Raw genomic sequence first — 17,283 nt, forward strand, 5'->3', positions numbered from 1 at the left:
TTTTAATTAAAAAAAAGTTTATTAAAATTATTAGTAGTTAGCTTTATCAGTTCTTTTTTAGAAATATTCTTTATTTTAGCTAATTTTGCAGCTGTAAAATCTATGAATGATGGTTCATTTTTTTTTCCTCTGTTTGGAACTGGTGCTAAAAAGGGACTATCTGTTTCAATTAAAATATTTTCAGTTGGGATTGATTTAAATGTCTCTTGTAAATCAACTGAATTTTTGAAAGTAATTATTCCACTAGCAGAAAAATAAGAATTTAAAGATAATAATTTTTCTGCAAATTCTTTTGAACCAGTAAAACAATGCATTAAAATTTTAATATTTTCATCTTTATATTCATTTAAAATTTCCAATGTTTCATTTTCAGCATTTCTTGAGTGAACAATTAGCGGAATATTAGTCTTTATTGATGCTTTAATATGCTCTATAAAGCTTGCAATTTGTTTATCTTTTTCACTGTTATTATAATAAAAATCCAATCCAGTTTCACCAATACCTATAATTTTTTTGTTATTTTTTAAGTTATCAATAATTTCATCAGCAGTAATTATGTTTGTAGAACTTTCATGTGGATGAATTCCAATTGTTCCATAAATCATCTCATCTTTATTAACAAGTTCCTTAACTCTAGAGAAACTTTCAAAAGACGTTGATATAGTTAACAGTTTTTCAATACCTACATTTTTTGATCTTTGTAAAACATTTGTTAAATCACTTAACAAAGGTTCGTGATCTAGGTGACAATGAGAATCAATCATTATTTTTTTCTATTTTTTTAAATAGTATATCAATTTTATTAATATTATTTCCTTTAGTTAAATACTCATTATCTGCAAGGGAATTTAATTTTATTTGATTTTCTTTGATATCAAAAATTTTTAGTGCTTTTAATGAGGACTCTGGAATAATTGGATATAATAAGAAACTAATTTTTCTAACAATTTCCAATGTAGTATAGACAATTGTATTTAGTCTAATTTTGTCATCTTTCTTTTTCCATGGTTCTTGATCATTAAAATATTTGTTAGCCTCAAAAAGAGAATTAACAATATAGTCTATATAAAAGTTAATATTTTGATGATCAATTTTAGATCTAATATTATCTAAATTTATTTTATACTTATCTAAAATTAATAAATCTTCATCTAGAAATTTAATTTCTGAAGGAATTTTTCCACCACAATTTTTGATCGCAAAAGCAGTAACCCTTTGGCATAAATTACCATAGTTATTTGCTAAATCACTGTTTATACAATCTTCCAATCTATCTTGAGAAATATTACCATCATTACCAAAAGAAACTTCTTTGATTAGATAATATCTTAATGGATCTAAACCATACTCTTCAATTATTTCCAAAGGATCCAAAATATTCCCTTTAGATTTGGACATTTTTTCCTCTCCGGATAAAATCCAACCATGACCATAAACTCTTTTTGGTACTTCAATCTTGGCAGCCAATAAAAAAGCTGGCCAATAAACTGCGTGAAATCTTAGTATATCTTTGCCAATTAAATGTATTGATGCGGGCCAAAATTTTTTGAATAATTCATCATCTTCATTTGGGTAATTTAGTGCGCTTAAATAATTTGTAAGTGCATCTAACCAAACGTAAATTACATGATTTTTATTACTTGGAACTGGTATACCCCATGAAAAACTTTTCCTACTAACTGATAAATCTTTTAGACCACTTTTTACAAAACTAATAACTTCATTTCGTCTAGACTCTGGATAAATAAAGTCAGGATTATCTTCATAATATTTTAAAAGAGGTTTTTCCCATTTTGAAAGTCTAAAAAAATACGACTCTTCTTCAATCCATTCAACAGGAGATTTTGATGATATAGCTATTTTTTTTCCATCTATTTCTTCTATCTCATCTTCGCTATAAAAAGCTTCATCTGATACTGAATACCAACCAGAATAATTTGATAGATAAATATCATCATTCTTTTCAAGTTCAGACCAAAGATATTGCACTGTTTTTTTATGCCTCTCTTCGGTTGTTCTAATAAAATCAGTGTTGCATAAATTTAGAGTATCTGAAAGATCTCGAAAAGTTTTGCTTATTTGATCACAAAATTTTTGAGGAGTCTCCCCTGCTCGTTCAGCTGATCTTTGAATTTTTAAACCATGCTCATCTGTTCCAGTTAAAAAATGTACTTTAAAATCATCAATAATTTTAAATCTTGCAAAAAAATCAGCAGCTATACTTGAGTAAGCGTGTCCCATATGAGGTTTAGCTGATGGATAATAAATAGGTGTTGTAATATAAAAATTTTTATCCATTTAAAACTTTATCTTCAAATTCCATAAATAATGTCTCTTCATCTAAATTATAAATTTTAGTATCATTAATTTTTTTTAAAAAATAATGATAAAGGTGAAATAATTTAATATTTTTCGTAGATATATTGTTTCTAAAATAAACTTCAATAAAAGAATATATTAATTGAATAATGGGTTTGTTTTTTTTGTAAGTCTTACTTGATATTAAACTTTGCAAAAAAGTATTTAAATTATAATCCTTAAGATCTAAATCAAAGTTTTCTGCAAGTTTTAATAATTCATATAATTTACCAGGTGTTGTAAAGTAATTTATTAAATCTTGATTTATTAAATTATAAACATCATCGTTTATTAATTTATTAACAATTTCAATAGATTGATCATTCGTTAAAAAAATTTTGAAATTTAAACATCTGGATTTAAGTGTTGGTAAAACTCTTTTATTATTATTAATTAAGATAAAATTAATATTTTCATTAGGCTCTTCTAAAACTTTTAGTAATGCATTAATAGAATTCAAATTTAATAATTCTATATTATCTATTAAAACAAATCTTTTTTTATTATTAAATGAAGATTTATTTAGATTAACAATTAATTCTCTTATTTGATTTATATCAATGTTTTTTTTATCTTCAGCAACGTCAATAAGATTAAAATTTGGATTAGATTTATTTTGTATAAGTTTGAATGATTTATTTTCTAAATTAATTTTATTATTTTCAACATCATAAGAATGTTCTTCATCTTCTGATAATACAAAGTTTATTAGATGATAACCTAATGTTGCTTTACCAATACCCTTTTCACCAGATAAAAGAATTTTATTTGGTAATTTATTATTTAAATATAATTTAGATAAATGGTTGAAAATCTCTTGATGTTTGTACAAATTCAGTTGTGTAGAAGAATTTAGGCTCATTTAATTAATTTTTTAACATAATTGATAATTAATTTTTCATTTTTCTTAATATCTAAATTTGAATCAATTATCTTGTATTTTTTCTTATTTAGTTTTGACATTTTAAGAAATCCATTTTGAACTTTGTTATAGAAACTGGCATTAAATTGATCATATCTATTCAAAGATTTTCTCATTTTTAATCTTAAGAAAAGATTTTTTTTATTTACAACATTAAGAAATGTAAAATTAACCTTAATATTTTTTAATAAATATTTATTAATTATATTTATAATTTTAATATCAACACCCATACCATAATGTTGATAAGCAATTGTAGAGTCTATAAATCTATCAATTAAGATAACTCTTTTTTTATAATATTTTTTAATAAGATTAATATTTTCACTTCTGGCTGCTAGATATAAAAGTAAATCAGTTTTTACATTAAAATCAGATTTCTTATTTAATATTAATTTTCTAATTTTTTCAGAATTTAAACTCCCTCCTGGTTCTCTGATTTTTAAATATTTAACTTTATTTTTGTTTAAATACCTTGAAACAATTTTAATATGATGACTTTTGCCACTGCCTTCTATACCTTCAAAAACAATTATTGGCTTCTTAGACATCGCCCCAGATTAAGTAGTTTAATGATTTAAGCAATCTAGAAAAGAAATTTACTTTTTTAATTTCTTTTAAAGCAAGCAAATCATACTCACCTACTAATTCTTGGTCATAAACTACTTTTAATGTTGCAACTTTTTGATCTTTATTTATTGGTGCTTCTACTGGACCATCATAATTTACTGAAACTTTTAATAATTTTTTTTTAGCTTTTTTAATAGTTTTGTAAATGTCTTCATTTGTATAAACATCAACAGTATCTTCTTTTCCCAACCATACGTCTATTTTTTGAAAAGGTTTATTCGCTTCAGTAATTTTAACTAAATCAAAATTTGTAAGTCCATAAGTTAACATTTTAGTACTTTCCTTTGATCTGGCGTTTTTTGAATTAAAACCACTACCAACAGCAATTAATCTTCTTCCATTTCTCTCTATAGAGGAAGCTAATGAATATTTTTCTACAGCTAAATAACCAGTTTTGATACCATCTGCTCCAAGATTTTTATATAACAAAGGATTTCTATTACCTTGTGTTATTGGATCTCCTCCTGTTCTATCCCAAGTAAATTCTTTTTCTGCAAACATTTTATAAAATTCCGGATGTTCTTTAATTAAGTATCTAGACATGATCATTATGTCTCTAACTGTTGAATTATTATCAGGGTGATTAATTCCTGATGAATTAGAAAAGTTTGTATTGTCCATTCCCAACTCTTTAGCTTTTGCTGTCATTAAGATTGCAAACTCTTCTTCAGTACCTGCTATGCCTTCTGCTAATGCAATACAAGCATCATTGCCAGATGCTATGATTATACCTTTTAGTAAATTTTCAACCGAGACCTCATCCCCTACCATTATAAACATTGAGGAATAACCAGCTGTAGATAATCGCCAAGCTTTTTCTGAAATAATAAATTTTTCGTCCATACTTAAATCTCCTGACTTAATTAGGTCGAAGGCAATGATTGAGGTCATGATTTTTGTCATGGATGCAGGATAAATTGATAAGTCCGCTTCTTTCTCAAAAAGAATTTCTCCAGAATGATAATCTTGAATTATTGCAGTTTTTGCTTTCACATCAAAATTTGCAAATGATTTAGATACAAATAAAATGAATATTAAAATAATTAAATTTAATTTTTTAAACATCTTTAATAATTTTTAGGTTTTCAAAATTTAGTTTTTCTATTTCGTCAAATGACTCTTGAATTTTTTTTATATCATTAAATGGACCTAATAATACCCTATATTTTGTTTGAGATAATTTTTTTATAATAGGATTTGTTATCTTTGTTTCGTCTTTAATTCTTTGGATCATATTTTCAGCTGAATCTTTATAATAAAAATCTGCAATTTTTATTGAATATAGAAAATTACTTTGAGCGGTCTTTGGCAATTCCTTTTTCTCTACGGTTCCTAAATTATCTATGGTGATTCCATCTACAGGAGCCTTTTGAGCTACTTTTTTTTCTTCATCAAACGTTTTAGCTTTTTTGGCTACAAAAGTTGATTCATTAGAAATTAAAGATAATTCAACATAAGGTTCATTTTCATCAAGCAACAATTCATCAACAATTCTTTTAGTAATTACTGAATTATAAAAATTTGAAAAAATTGCCTTATTAGATATCACTTGGGCAATAACAGTTTTTGTATTTTCAGGGTTAGTAATTTTCACAAAAGAATTTTTTCTAATTTTGGTATGAAAAATAAACAAACCTCTGTTATCTAATTTTTTTGAAATACTTTTTTCATTAAAGAGATTTTCGTCGTAAATTAATGCAAAGCCTTGGTTGGTATACTCTCTATCAAAAATATATTTAGAACTATCTTCATCATTTTCATCTGAAGATTTTAAAATTGTTTCAGCTGTTGATATATCAGGTTCTGTTTTAATAGTTTTTTTTTGAGTTGTTTCTAATTGTTTGCATCCCACAAAAAAAATAAACAGCAATAATGGTAATACTTTTTTAAAGTTCATTTTTGAATTTATCCTTTAATGTGCAGACTGCTAAAGCAAATCTTAAAGATCTATTCCATTGTAAAATTATTTCATAATTACTAAATACCACATAAGCTGGATTTAAAGTTTCCGCATCAGGAATTATATCTTTATCTGGCGTTATTATTGCAACTTCTAATTCATCGTAATTATTTGATATAATTGAATTGTTCTGAATGTATTGTCTAAAAAACTTTAATTGTTTCTTATCATGTAATTTTTTTGCAGAAATATTTAAATATTTTTTTGGAATATCATTATTCAGATCAATTCTATAAAAACATGGTTCATTAGATTTCCAACCTATTTTCTTTAAATAATTACTTGCAGAAGCATACGCATCGGGGTTACTTTTTAAATTTATTGAACCATTGCCATCATAGTCTGTTGCATAATTTTTCATAGTAGAAGGCATAAATTGGAAGTAACCAAAAGCACCCGCCCAAGAACCATATAATGTTTTATAATCAATTTGATTTTTCTCAATTAAATTTAAAAGTATTAAAAGTTCTTTGGTAAAAAATTCTGATCTTCTTTTGTCAAAACTTAATGTAGCTAGTGAAGAAAGAATGTCCATTTTACCAACATAGGTACCAAAATTTGTTTCTATACCCATTAATGATAAGAGAAGTTCTTTTTCTATATTAAATTCATTTTCAACAGAGGTAATTAAACTTAAATTATCTATATAAAGTTTTTTTCCTTTTTTTACTTTTTGGTCAGAGGTTCTTTTTGATATGTAAGTTTTTGTATCTTCATAAAACTCTGGTTGATATCTATCATATTTAATTACATCAGGTAAAAACTTAGTATTAGACATAACTAGATCAAATGTTGCTTCAGAAATATTATTTTCTAGAGCAATTTTTTTGAAATTTTTTTTCCATTTTTCGAATTCTATATTGATATCTGCTAATGTGTTTGAATGAAAAAAAAGAGATAAAATAAGTATAAGTTTAATTAGTTTCATATAAATCTCTTAAATATATTATTACAGCAATCCAGATTAAAATGAAACTTACTAGTTTATTAAATGAAAAAACTTCATTGTAATAAAAAAAACCTAGTAAAAATTGAAGAGTTGGCGTGATATAGAAAATCATTCCAGTTGGACCTAATCCACATAATTCAACTCCTCTTACATATAAAAATAAAGGTATTACCGTCATTGGACCTGCCAACAATATTATTAACATCATTGGAGGGTCGGATAATGAGAAATCATTGTAACCATTAATTGCAATGAGATAGAATGCAACAATTGCAATTGGTAATATAAATAAACTTTCTATTAAAAGTCCAATATCAGTATCAACATTAACTTTTTTTCTTACTAAATTATAAAAGCCCCAACTTAGCGCCACAAGTATACCAACCCAAGGAAGTGATTTTAGACTTACAAAAATTAAATATAAAATTGATAAAATAACTAAAGTAATTGAAAAAATTCTTTTATTATTTAATTTTTCTTTAAAAAAAATATAACCAAGAAGAACACTTAATATTGGCATTATAAAATAACCAAAACTCGCATCTATTATTCTGTTGGTAGCAATCGCATAAATCCATACACCCCAATTCATAAAAATCAAAAACCCTGAAATAAAAAGGTAAATTAAATTTTGTTTACTTTTAATTATCTTAAAAAAGATATCCCACTTTGAAAAAAAGAAAGTTGTTAATATTAAAGTCAAAGTTGTCCATAAACATCTGTGAACTACTAGTTCAATATAACCAATAAAAGTAATATATTTAAAATACAAAACCCCAAAAAAACCCCACCAAAAAGATCCAAATCCAGCAAGCAAAAGGCCTTTATTAAATTCTTTGTTCATGTAGATTTAATATTAGTCGTTAATGAGTTTTTTTCGACTATTTTATGGTTGAATTAAATAATTATAATTATAAAACCTTGCTCACGGAGAGATGGCTGAGCGGTTGAAAGCACCGGTCTTGAAAACCGGCAAAGGGGCAACTCTTTCCTGGGTTCGAATCCCAGTCTCTCCGCCATCATCTTAGTATTTAAAATTTTTAAACAACAAGCTTATATTGTTTTTTTCTATTTCAATTTCGGTATCAAAACCATTATAGAAATTATACAAATTTGTGTCATCAATATTAAGAAATTTATCTAGATCAATTAAATCCTCTTTTTGCAAATCATTGATGTATTTTTTTACAAATTTACCTAAGAGCTTATCCATCTCCTTGGTACCTCGATAATTAGAACGGTAAATAATTTTTTTTTTTAATTCATCTATATTGAGGCTCATTATTAGAATATAATTAATTTATCATGGATAATAAAACTAATTTTGAATATTTATTATCTGATCTAACAGCTTTAAATGGCGTTGGTGTAAAAACAACAAATTTACTTAAGAAAAAGAATATAAATAATATTTTTGATTTACTTTGGAAACTTCCAAAGGCCTATACAGATAGAAGTTTGTCAACAAAAGTAAAAGATTTAAAAATCGGTGAAAATCAAACTGTTACTGTTGTAGCAAATAAATATTTGTTTCCAAGAATTAGAAAATTACCAAATCGAGTTAAGTGTTCAGATGAAACAGGTGAGCTAGATTGTGTTTTTTTTAATAGTTATGAGGGATACATTAAAAAAATATTACCTTTAGGAAAAGAAATAACTGTAAGTGGTAAAATTGGCTACTTTAAAAATAAATATCAAATAACCAATCCTAAGTATGTATCTGAGGACTCTAGTTTAATTAAACAAGTTCATAATAAATATTCTTTAACTGAGGGAATATCTGAAAAAATTTATAATAAAATCATAAAACAAATAATAGATAAATTACCGAACCTAAAAGAATGGCACTCAAGTAAAATTTTAAATAAATTCAATAATATCAATTGGAATGATGCCATAAGAGAATTACATAAACATGAGAATATAGGAAGATACAAAGATCATTTTTATCAAAGACTTGCCTTTGATGAAATATTTGCAACATTTTTAGTTAATTCAGAAATAAGAAAAAAAATTAAGAAAGTTAAGAAAAAAAATAAAATTATTAATTTAAATAAACAAAAACAACTTATTAATAAATTAGAATTTTCATTAACTGATGATCAAATTAAATCAATTAACGAAATTAATGAGGATTTATCATCTTCAACTAAAATGTTTAGATTATTACAAGGAGATGTTGGAAGTGGAAAAACAATTGTCTCATTATTAGCTGCATTTAACACTATCAATTCTGGTTTTCAAGTAGCTGTTATGGCCCCTACTGAAATATTAGCAAGACAACATTATAATTTAGCAAAAAAAATTTATCCATCAAACATATCAACAGAATTAATTTCTGGTAAATCTAGCTACAAAGAAAAAAAATTAATCCTCAATGAACTAATCAATAATAAGATTAATATAATTTTTGGTACTCATGCTATTTTTCAAAAAACAGTTAAATTTAAAAAATTAGGATTAATTATTATTGATGAACAACATAAGTTTGGTGTTAATCAAAGAAAAAGATTATCTGACAAAGGTGGGAATGATTGTGATGTATTATTGATGACTGCCACACCTATTCCACGAACTTTAACAATGACAATTTATGGTGATATGGATTTATCAATTATTAGAGAAAAACCTAAAAACCGTAAAATGATAAAAACTTACAGTAAATTAGAAAGTAAAATTAATGATGTAATTAAATTTATAAAAAAAGAAATTAATTCAGGAAATCAAATATTTTGGGTCTGTCCATTAATTGAGGAGTCTAAAAAATTAGATCATACTTCTGCAATTCAAAAATTTGAATATTTAAAAAAATTATTCCCTAAACAAGTCTCTATTCTTCATGGAAAAACAGATATAAATGAAAAAGATGAAATTTTAAAAAGATTTTTAAATAAAGAATTTAAAATATTAGTATCTACGACCATTATCGAGGTTGGAATAGATTTTCCAAATGCCAATGTCATTATAATTGAAAATGCAAATAAGTTCGGTCTATCTCAGCTGCATCAATTAAGAGGTAGAGTTGGTCGTGGAGAGAAAGAAGCAACATGTATTTTGATGTTTAAGTCAAATTTAAGTGAAAATGCTAAAAAAAGAATAAATATATTAAAAGAAACTAATGACGGATTTGTTATTTCTGAAGAAGACATGAGGATAAGGGGTTTCGGTGATATTTTAGGTTTTAAACAAAGTGGTATCAAAAATTTCAAATTAGCAGATCCAATTCAAAACAGTGACTTATTTGAATTAGCTGAAAAAGAAATAAAAAGAATTGAACTTGAAAATGAAAATTTAAGTAAGTTTAAACCTTTAATTAAACTGTACGATAGAGCAGATATAATTAACGATATCGCTTAATTTTTTTCTGTTGTTGTTGTTCCAGCTGATACAATAAATTTAGAAGCTTCTTCAAAAGTCATGTTTAAAAATATAACGTCGTCTTTTGGGAACATTAGCAAAAAACCACTTGTTGGATTTGGAGTTGTTGGAACAAATACGTTTATTAATTTTTGATTTGTTTTTTCAGCAATTTCTCCAGAATTTTCTTTAGTAGCAAAACCTACAGCCCATACACCTTTTCTTGGATATTCAACAAGAACAACACTCTTACTTTTACTGCCACTTTCTTTAAATGATTGTGACATTTGTTTAATTGCGGACCAAAAAGTTCCCAACAGCGGAATTTTTTTAAACAAACTGTCAATTAGCTGAAGAAATTTTTTACCTAAATAAGATAAAGATATAAACCCAATAATAGTTATGAAAATAATTGAAATAATTATTTCAAGACCTGGTATATTGAATGGCAAATAATAATTTGGATTTATTTGAGAAGGTAAAATTTTTGATGATGTATTAATTAGAAACTTACTTAAATATATTGTTAAACCTATCGGAATTAGAACAACAACACCTGTAAAAAAGTAATTTCTTATTTTTAATGATAAAATATAAAACCATAAACCTATAATTTCTCTTTTTTTAATAGGTTTTTTCTTAGTTTCTTTCATTTATTAACTATAACTTGAATAAGTAACAAAAGTAATTGCAATGATAAATAATACTATTAATATTTTATTGTTTAGATTCATGATTAATTATTATCAATTTTAACAAGATATGAATAGAAGAAAATTTTTGTCATATGTGGGATGTAGTTGTTGTTCGCTAGTTTTGCCTTCTTGTTCAACAGCACCCATTACAGATAGAAAACAACTTAAATTAGTTTCAGAAGCTAAATTAAATGCTCAAGCTGCCCAAATTTATGAAAAAGTTAAAGAAAAAGAAAAAATGAGCGATGATAAAAAAACGCTAAATGAAATAAAAGAAATTGGAAAAAAAATGGAAAATTCAATTTCGGAGTATTTTGACAGAGAAGGTTTAGAAGATCCTACTATTAATTTTGATTGGGAATATATTTTAATTGAAAAAAAAGTAAGAAATGCTTGGTGCATGCCTGGGGGGAAAATAGCAGTTTACACAGGTATACTTGATGCAACTAAGAATACTGATGGTTTAGCAGCTGTTATGGGTCATGAAATAGCTCACGCAGTAGCAAAACATTCTGTTGAAAGAGCAAGCAGAGCTACACTTCTAAATACTAGCACTCAATTAATTGATATTTTTAGTGGAGGAAAAATATCACAAGTAAATAGAACAACAGGAATGAATACTGTTGGATTAATCACTCAACTTGGTTTGCTAAACCCTTTTAATAGAAAGCAAGAAAGTGAAGCTGATTATCTTGGCATGATTTTTTCATCTTTGTCAGGTTACGACATCAGAGAAACTGTTAAAATTTGGGAAAGAATGAAAGAACTAAACAAAGGTAAAGAGCCACCTGAATTTATGAGCACTCATCCATCATCTGATAATAGGATTAAAGATTTAAATGATAAGATGAATGAAGTTATTCTTGATTTCCCACCAATTGAAAAAGTTTAATTCAATTATGGTGAGCCGTGATGGACTCGAACCATCGACCCATTCCTTAAAAGGGAATTGCTCTACCAACTGAGCTAACGGCCCACAAAGATTCATTTTTATGAAAATGAATATGGTTTGTATACAGATAAATTTTAATATTTCAATTCGTTCAATGTAATTTTTATAAAAAGAATTCGTTATAAATGAGGGATTTTCATTATAAAGTTGTACACATAATAGCACAGTTAATAAAACTACAACTTATCAATGTATTTATCATGAAATTCATCGAAGGTATTATTCGTAATATTTTTTCTGATTTCTGACATTAATTCTTGATAAAAATTTATATTATGAAGTGTTAATAACATTGATGCTAATATTTCATTGGTATTAAACAAATGATTTAAATAGTTTTTTGAATATTTATTTAAATTTAAATTTTCACAATTAGGATCTAACGGAGTGTTATCATGTTGATATTTGTTATTTTTAATATTTACCCGTCCATTCCAAGTAAAAGCAAGACCTGTTCTACCTGATCTTGTTGGAAGAACGCAATCAAACATATCTATACCTCTTTTTACCGCTCCTAAAATATCCGTAGGTGTACCAACTCCCATTAAATAATGAGGTTTTTCATCTGGCAAATATTCTTTAATTCCATCTAAAGTAGAAAACATTTCGTTTTGAGTTTCACCTACAGCTAATCCTCCAACTGCATAGCCATCAAATCCAATCTTTATAAGTCCTTCAAGAGATTTTAATCTTAAATCTTTAAATAATCCTCCTTGAATAATTCCAAATAAAGCTTTGTGAGGATTGTTTCCAAATGCCTTTTTAGATCTCTCAGCCCAATACAAAGATAGATCCATAGATTTTTTTATTAAATTATAATCTTCAGTTTTTTTTGGACACTCATCCATTATCATTACAATATCTGAGTTTAAACCCAATTGAATCCTAATACTTTCTTCAGGACTTAAATAAAATTTTTTTCCATCAACGTGTGAATTAAAAATAGCCCCTTTTTCGCGATCTATTTTATTTAACTTTGATAGAGACATTACTTGAAAACCACCTGAGTCTGTAAGTATTGGCAAATCACAATTCATGAACTCATGTAAACCACCTGCTGACTCAACTCTTTCCACTCCAGGACGGATCATTAAATGATATGTGTTAGATAGTATTATTTCTGATCCAGTTTTCTTTATATCATCGATTGTACAGGCTTTAACTGTTGCTTGTGTACCAACAGGCATAAATGCTGGTGTATTAATCTCTCCCCTGTGAGTTTCTATAACACCACGTCTAGCAAATTTGTCTTTGTTTAAAACTTTAAAGGCAAAATTTTTTAATGCCATTTAATATTTTACAAAGATTTAAAGCTTATAATTTTATCTGGATCTGTTACAGCGCCATTGTTATTTTGGTCACCTCTTTTAATTTTATCTACAAATTCCATTCCTTCAACAACTTTACCAAAAACAGTATACTGTCTGTCTAAAAAAGGAGCTGGTTGAAAGCAAATAAAAAACTGGCTATTTGCGCTATTTGGATCTTGAGCCCTAGCCATAGATAATGTGCCTCTGTCATGAGGTAAACTATTAAACTCTTGCTCTAAATCAGGCATATCAGATCCACCCATACCTGCTCTTCTTAAATCAAACTCCTTAGACTCTGAATTTCCAAATTTAACATCTCCTGTTTGAGCCATGAAGCCATCGATTACTCTATGAAATACAACATTGTCATATTTTCCACTGTTAGCTAATTCTTTAATTCTTTTGACATGGTTTGGCGCAACGTCTTCAAATAATTCAATTTTTACATCACCATCTTTTAGTTTTAAAATCATTATATTCTCCTCAGCTATTAATTGATTTGCACTAATAAAAAATAAAATAAATATGTATGATAAAATTCTATTCATATTTTTCTTTTAAAGATTTTATTGTGCTTTTGGTAGTAAATTTTTTAATATTTCCATTTAATTTTACAATTTCTTTAACAAATCTAGAAGAAATAATTTGATTTTCTACATCTGACATTAAAAAAATTGTTTCAATGTCTTGATTCAACTTTCTATTCATTCCAGCAAGTTGAAATTCATATTCAAAATCAGATACAGCTCTTAAGCCACGCAATATGATATTTGATTTATATTTTTTGCACAAATCAGTAGTTAGTGAACCAAAAGAAACAACTATAATTTTTTTTTTATTTAATTTTAAATCCTTAAATAAAGCTTTATTAACAATTTCGATTCTTTCCTCTGATGAAAACAAGTAATTTTTGTTACTAACATCTGAAACTCCAACTACTATTTTATCAAAAAGTTTCAGTGCTTTTTTAATAACATCTATATGACCATAAGTAATTGGATCAAAAGTTCCTGGGTAAATAGCAATTTTACTCATTAAATTAAATTATCATCAATTTTAATTGCAGAAACAACTTTTTCATCTCCAGATAATTTTATAATTCTTACACCTTGAGTATTTCTACTAGCAGTTCTTATTTCTTTCACTGCAACTCTAATAACTCTTCCTTTGTTTGTAGATATTAAAATTTCATCACCTTCAAAGACTGGAAAAGAGGACGTTATATTTCCATTTCTTGGAGAATTTATAATTCCAATAATACCCTTGCCTCCTCTATTTGTAACTCTATAGTCTATATGAGAAGTCTTTTTACCATAACCGTTTTCACTTATTGCTAATACAAATTTTTCTTTTGCTTTTAATTCAGATTTTTCATCTTTTGATTTTTTTCCATTTTTATTTAATTTATCATTATCAATTACAGACAATGAAACAATTTGATCACCAGATGCTAGTTCAATACCTTTAATTCCTTTTGAAGATCTCCCCTTAAATACTCTTAGTTTTCTAGCTTCGAAACGGATACATTTACCAAATCTAGTACTCAGAATTATATCTTGATCATCTTTACAAATTTTAACTCCAACAATTTTATCATTGTTATCAAGTTTCATTGCAATTTTTCCTGAAGCATTAATGGAAGAGAAATCTTCTAAACTATTTTTTCTAACTTTACCTTGTGCTGTTGCAAAAATAATTTGATAATTTTTTGAATCTGTATCTTCATCAGGCATTGGCATAATTGAACTGATAGATTGATGACTTTTTAATGGAAGTATATTGAATAAAGATTTACCTTTTGAAGCTGATGATCCTTCGGGTATTTTCCAAGCTTTAATTTTATAAACAAGTCCCTCTGTTGAAAAAAATAAAACTGATGTATGCGTATTTACCGACAGAGTTTGTATTACAGAGTCTTGATCTCTGGTAGTAATTCCAGATTTACCTTTTCCACCTCTTTTTTGTTGTTTTACATTATTTAATGATCCTCTTTTAATATACCCTTGTAAAGTTACTGTAATAATTACAGATTGTTTTTGGATTGTTTCCTCTATGTCGTAATTTAATACCGCATCAATAATTTTAGTTCTTCTAGGAACAGCAAATTTTTCTTTAATATTTTTTAATTCTTCGCTTATTACTCTCAAAAGCTCTTTTTTAGACGATATAATTTTTTTATATTTTGCAATTAATTCAGCTAATTTTTTAATCTCAACTTCAATTTCATTGATACCAAGAGCTGTTAATTTCTGTAATCTTAATTCTAAGATAGCTAAAACTTGTGGTTCAGATAAAGAATAAATATTTTTACCTTTTTTTCCCTCTACTAAAGAAATTAGCTTTTGTGATTTGTTTATTTTCCATTTAGTTTTAAGTATAGCATTTTTTGCATCCTCAGGTGTTTTGGAAGATCTAATGATTTTTATAATTTTATCTAAGTTTTCTACTGCAACAGATAGACCAATTAAGATATGAGCTCTTTCCTCTGCTTTTTGAAGATCAAATTTTGTTTTTTTAATTACTACATCTTCTCTAAAAGATAAAAAATTAGAAAGAAATTCTTTTAACGTACATGTTTTTGGTTTCCCTTCTACTATTGCTAAAGTGTTAAAACCAAAAGAGCTCTCTATTTGAGTATTTTTGTAAAGTTGTCTTTTAATTGTTTCTGGCTCAACACCGTTTCTTAAATCAATAGCAACTCTTATACCTTCTCTATTAGACTCGTCTCTTATATCTTTAATTCCTTCAATTTTCTTCTCTCTAACTAATTGTGCAATTCTTTCATTTAGTACAGCTTTATTTACTTGATATGGAATTGAAGTAATTACCAATCTATCTCTACCATTCTTTAAACTTTCAACTGATACTTCACCCCTAATTTTAAATGAACCTCTTCCATTGTTGTAACCTTGTTTAATTATATCTTTGCCGATTATTACTCCTCCAGTCGGAAAATCTGGTCCTGGAATATGTTTCATTAGTTCTTTTATTTTAATATCTTTATTGTCTATTAAAGCTAAAGTGCCATCAATTATCTCACCTAGATTATGAGGAGGAATACTAGTTGCCATTCCAACAGCTATACCTCCAGCCCCATTAACTAACAAATTTGGAAATTGCGCAGGTAATACGCTAGGTTCTTTCTCTGTTTCATCATAATTACTTTTAAAACTAATCGTATTTTTTTCGATATCATCAATTAAAAATTGTGAAACTTTTGATAATCTTGTTTCGGTATACCTCATAGCAGCAGCTGGATCACCATCTATGGATCCAAAATTACCCTGTCCTTGAACTAAAGGTAAGCTCATTGAAAAATCTTGCACCATCCTAACTAAAGCATCATATACTGATTGGTCACCATGAGGGTGATATTTACCAATTACATCCCCGACTATTCTTGCTGATTTTCTAAATTGTTTAGACCAATCATAACCACCCTTATACATTGCATAAAGGATTCTTCTGTGAACTGGTTTTAATCCATCTCTCACATCAGGTAATGCACGACTTACAATAACACTCATTGCATAAGACAAATAAGACGAGCTCATCTCGTCATGCATAGAGATTAGATTAATATTCTTATCTTTTGGTTCTTCAGTTTTTTGCATAGAAATTAAAATGGTATTTCGTCATCCATATCATTTGACACTTGAGAAGAGTCCTCAATATTATTTTGTTGAGTTGTGTCATTCTGAATTCCACCACTTGTATTTCCCCCACCTAACATTGTAAGTGAAGAATTATAACCTTGTATAACAATTTCTGTTGAATACTTGTCTTGGCCAGATTGTTCATCTTTCCATTTACGTGTTGTCAATTGTCCCTCTACATAAACTTGAGCACCCTTTTTTAAATATTGTTGAACAACATTTACCAATCCTTCATTGAATACAACTATACGGTGCCATTCAGTTTTTTCTTTTCTTTCACCAGTATTTTTATCTTTCCATGTTTGACTGGTTGCAAGACTTAGTCTAGCTACACTCTTCCCATTTACCATTTGTTTAATTTCAGGGTCTGCGCCCAAACGACCAATTAATAATACTTTATTTAAACTTCCAGCCATAATATTTTACTATTTGTTAAATTAATTAATAAGATTTATATCACAATTCTTCTGAATATTAATTTTATTGACTCAAAG

At 26.9% G+C, this 17,283-nt stretch carries 17 protein-coding genes and 2 tRNA genes; 3 read left to right on the top strand and 16 right to left on the bottom strand.

Annotated elements, in window-relative coordinates:
* Positions 1-2 precede the first annotated feature (2 nt).
* The 8 genes from ACTTAO_RS07285 to rarD are packed head-to-tail and all read right to left on the bottom strand — an operon-like array spanning position 3 to position 7,663.
* On the bottom strand, positions 3-764 hold the full coding sequence (locus ACTTAO_RS07285) for a TatD family hydrolase (protein WP_440691689.1): 762 nt from the start codon (positions 762-764) through the stop codon (positions 3-5).
* Positions 757-2,298 (bottom strand): methionine--tRNA ligase, encoded by a 1,542-nt coding sequence (gene metG, locus ACTTAO_RS07290; RefSeq protein ID WP_440691690.1) that lies wholly within the window; start codon positions 2,296-2,298, stop codon positions 757-759. Before metG ends, ACTTAO_RS07285 begins: the two co-directional genes overlap by 8 nt.
* On the bottom strand, positions 2,291-3,220 hold the full coding sequence (locus tag ACTTAO_RS07295; protein WP_440691692.1) for an AAA family ATPase: 930 nt from the start codon (positions 3,218-3,220) through the stop codon (positions 2,291-2,293). The genes metG and ACTTAO_RS07295 overlap by 8 nt, the downstream gene beginning before the upstream one ends.
* The gene (gene tmk / locus ACTTAO_RS07300) at positions 3,217-3,831 is read right to left on the bottom strand and encodes a dTMP kinase (protein WP_440691693.1); all 615 of its coding nucleotides are present in this window, start codon (positions 3,829-3,831) and stop codon (positions 3,217-3,219) included. The genes ACTTAO_RS07295 and tmk overlap by 4 nt, the downstream gene beginning before the upstream one ends.
* Positions 3,824-4,975 carry a D-alanyl-D-alanine carboxypeptidase family protein gene (locus tag ACTTAO_RS07305; protein WP_440691695.1) on the bottom strand — a complete coding sequence of 384 codons (1,152 nt, stop codon included), beginning with the start codon at positions 4,973-4,975 and terminating at the stop codon, positions 3,824-3,826. Before ACTTAO_RS07305 ends, tmk begins: the two co-directional genes overlap by 8 nt.
* Complete coding sequence (locus ACTTAO_RS07310; RefSeq protein WP_440691697.1) at positions 4,968-5,807, bottom strand: SPOR domain-containing protein; 840 nt, start codon at positions 5,805-5,807, stop codon at positions 4,968-4,970. Before ACTTAO_RS07310 ends, ACTTAO_RS07305 begins: the two co-directional genes overlap by 8 nt.
* Positions 5,797-6,798, bottom strand: coding sequence for a lytic murein transglycosylase (locus ACTTAO_RS07315; protein WP_440691699.1), 1,002 nt, complete (start codon positions 6,796-6,798; stop codon positions 5,797-5,799). The genes ACTTAO_RS07310 and ACTTAO_RS07315 overlap by 11 nt, the downstream gene beginning before the upstream one ends.
* On the bottom strand, positions 6,785-7,663 hold the full coding sequence (gene rarD, locus ACTTAO_RS07320; protein ID WP_440691701.1) for an EamA family transporter RarD: 879 nt from the start codon (positions 7,661-7,663) through the stop codon (positions 6,785-6,787). The genes ACTTAO_RS07315 and rarD overlap by 14 nt, the downstream gene beginning before the upstream one ends.
* A gap of 85 nt (positions 7,664-7,748) precedes the next feature.
* Here rarD and ACTTAO_RS07325 point away from each other — a divergent pair.
* Positions 7,749-7,838, top strand: a tRNA-Ser gene (locus ACTTAO_RS07325).
* A gap of 5 nt (positions 7,839-7,843) precedes the next feature.
* Here ACTTAO_RS07325 and ACTTAO_RS07330 read toward each other — a convergent pair.
* Positions 7,844-8,101, bottom strand: a complete 258-nt coding sequence (locus tag ACTTAO_RS07330; RefSeq protein ID WP_440691703.1) for a succinate dehydrogenase assembly factor 2 — start codon at positions 8,099-8,101, stop codon at positions 7,844-7,846.
* A gap of 23 nt (positions 8,102-8,124) precedes the next feature.
* On the opposite strand from ACTTAO_RS07330, the gene recG reads away from it, so the two are divergent.
* The gene (recG, locus tag ACTTAO_RS07335) at positions 8,125-10,176 is read left to right on the top strand and encodes an ATP-dependent DNA helicase RecG (protein WP_440691705.1); all 2,052 of its coding nucleotides are present in this window, start codon (positions 8,125-8,127) and stop codon (positions 10,174-10,176) included.
* Here the strand turns inward: recG and ACTTAO_RS07340 are convergent.
* The gene (locus ACTTAO_RS07340) at positions 10,173-10,829 is read right to left on the bottom strand and encodes a DUF502 domain-containing protein (protein ID WP_440634143.1); all 657 of its coding nucleotides are present in this window, start codon (positions 10,827-10,829) and stop codon (positions 10,173-10,175) included. The genes recG and ACTTAO_RS07340 overlap by 4 nt on opposite strands.
* Positions 10,830-10,938: 109 nt before the next feature.
* On the opposite strand from ACTTAO_RS07340, the gene ACTTAO_RS07345 reads away from it, so the two are divergent.
* A complete protein-coding gene (locus ACTTAO_RS07345; protein ID WP_440691707.1) occupies positions 10,939-11,763 on the top strand; it encodes a M48 family metallopeptidase in 825 nt (274 codons plus the stop codon).
* Between the two features lie 8 nt (positions 11,764-11,771).
* Here the strand turns inward: ACTTAO_RS07345 and ACTTAO_RS07350 are convergent.
* The 6 genes from ACTTAO_RS07350 to ssb all read right to left on the bottom strand — a co-directional run bounded on the left by ACTTAO_RS07350 (position 11,772) and on the right by ssb (position 17,205).
* A tRNA-Lys gene (locus ACTTAO_RS07350) sits at positions 11,772-11,847 on the bottom strand.
* A 152-nt stretch (positions 11,848-11,999) separates the two neighbouring features.
* A complete protein-coding gene (tgt, locus tag ACTTAO_RS07355) occupies positions 12,000-13,112 on the bottom strand; it encodes a tRNA guanosine(34) transglycosylase Tgt (RefSeq protein WP_440691709.1) in 1,113 nt (370 codons plus the stop codon).
* Between the two features lie 8 nt (positions 13,113-13,120).
* The gene (locus ACTTAO_RS07360; protein ID WP_262589211.1) at positions 13,121-13,681 is read right to left on the bottom strand and encodes a peptidylprolyl isomerase; all 561 of its coding nucleotides are present in this window, start codon (positions 13,679-13,681) and stop codon (positions 13,121-13,123) included.
* On the bottom strand, positions 13,674-14,168 hold the full coding sequence (gene coaD / locus ACTTAO_RS07365) for a pantetheine-phosphate adenylyltransferase (RefSeq protein ID WP_440676884.1): 495 nt from the start codon (positions 14,166-14,168) through the stop codon (positions 13,674-13,676). Before coaD ends, ACTTAO_RS07360 begins: the two co-directional genes overlap by 8 nt.
* On the bottom strand, positions 14,168-16,747 hold the full coding sequence (gyrA, locus tag ACTTAO_RS07370) for a DNA gyrase subunit A (protein WP_440648406.1): 2,580 nt from the start codon (positions 16,745-16,747) through the stop codon (positions 14,168-14,170). The genes coaD and gyrA overlap by 1 nt, the downstream gene beginning before the upstream one ends.
* A 5-nt stretch (positions 16,748-16,752) precedes the next feature.
* Entirely contained in the window at positions 16,753-17,205 is a 453-nt protein-coding gene (gene ssb, locus ACTTAO_RS07375) for a single-stranded DNA-binding protein (protein WP_440691711.1), read from the bottom strand.
* Positions 17,206-17,283: the final 78 nt, after the last annotated feature.

It is taken from the genome of Candidatus Pelagibacter sp. HIMB1782 (assembly GCF_052047475.1).
GTDB lineage: Bacteria > Pseudomonadota > Alphaproteobacteria > Pelagibacterales > Pelagibacteraceae > Pelagibacter.

Coding starts and splice junctions, on each gene's coding strand:
- ACTTAO_RS07285 (WP_440691689.1), bottom strand. CDS start 764: ATGATTGATTCTCATTGTCACCTAGATCACGAACCTTTGTTAAGTGAT.
- metG (WP_440691690.1), bottom strand. CDS start 2,298: ATGGATAAAAATTTTTATATTACAACACCTATTTATTATCCATCAGCT.
- ACTTAO_RS07295 (WP_440691692.1), bottom strand. CDS start 3,220: ATGAGCCTAAATTCTTCTACACAACTGAATTTGTACAAACATCAAGAG.
- tmk (WP_440691693.1), bottom strand. CDS start 3,831: ATGTCTAAGAAGCCAATAATTGTTTTTGAAGGTATAGAAGGCAGTGGC.
- ACTTAO_RS07305 (WP_440691695.1), bottom strand. CDS start 4,975: ATGTTTAAAAAATTAAATTTAATTATTTTAATATTCATTTTATTTGTA.
- ACTTAO_RS07310 (WP_440691697.1), bottom strand. CDS start 5,807: ATGAACTTTAAAAAAGTATTACCATTATTGCTGTTTATTTTTTTTGTG.
- ACTTAO_RS07315 (WP_440691699.1), bottom strand. CDS start 6,798: ATGAAACTAATTAAACTTATACTTATTTTATCTCTTTTTTTTCATTCA.
- rarD (WP_440691701.1), bottom strand. CDS start 7,663: ATGAACAAAGAATTTAATAAAGGCCTTTTGCTTGCTGGATTTGGATCT.
- ACTTAO_RS07330 (WP_440691703.1), bottom strand. CDS start 8,101: ATGAGCCTCAATATAGATGAATTAAAAAAAAAAATTATTTACCGTTCT.
- recG (WP_440691705.1), top strand. CDS start 8,125: ATGGATAATAAAACTAATTTTGAATATTTATTATCTGATCTAACAGCT.
- ACTTAO_RS07340 (WP_440634143.1), bottom strand. CDS start 10,829: ATGAAAGAAACTAAGAAAAAACCTATTAAAAAAAGAGAAATTATAGGT.
- ACTTAO_RS07345 (WP_440691707.1), top strand. CDS start 10,939: ATGAATAGAAGAAAATTTTTGTCATATGTGGGATGTAGTTGTTGTTCG.
- tgt (WP_440691709.1), bottom strand. CDS start 13,112: ATGGCATTAAAAAATTTTGCCTTTAAAGTTTTAAACAAAGACAAATTT.
- ACTTAO_RS07360 (WP_262589211.1), bottom strand. CDS start 13,681: ATGAATAGAATTTTATCATACATATTTATTTTATTTTTTATTAGTGCA.
- coaD (WP_440676884.1), bottom strand. CDS start 14,168: ATGAGTAAAATTGCTATTTACCCAGGAACTTTTGATCCAATTACTTAT.
- gyrA (WP_440648406.1), bottom strand. CDS start 16,747: ATGCAAAAAACTGAAGAACCAAAAGATAAGAATATTAATCTAATCTCT.
- ssb (WP_440691711.1), bottom strand. CDS start 17,205: ATGGCTGGAAGTTTAAATAAAGTATTATTAATTGGTCGTTTGGGCGCA.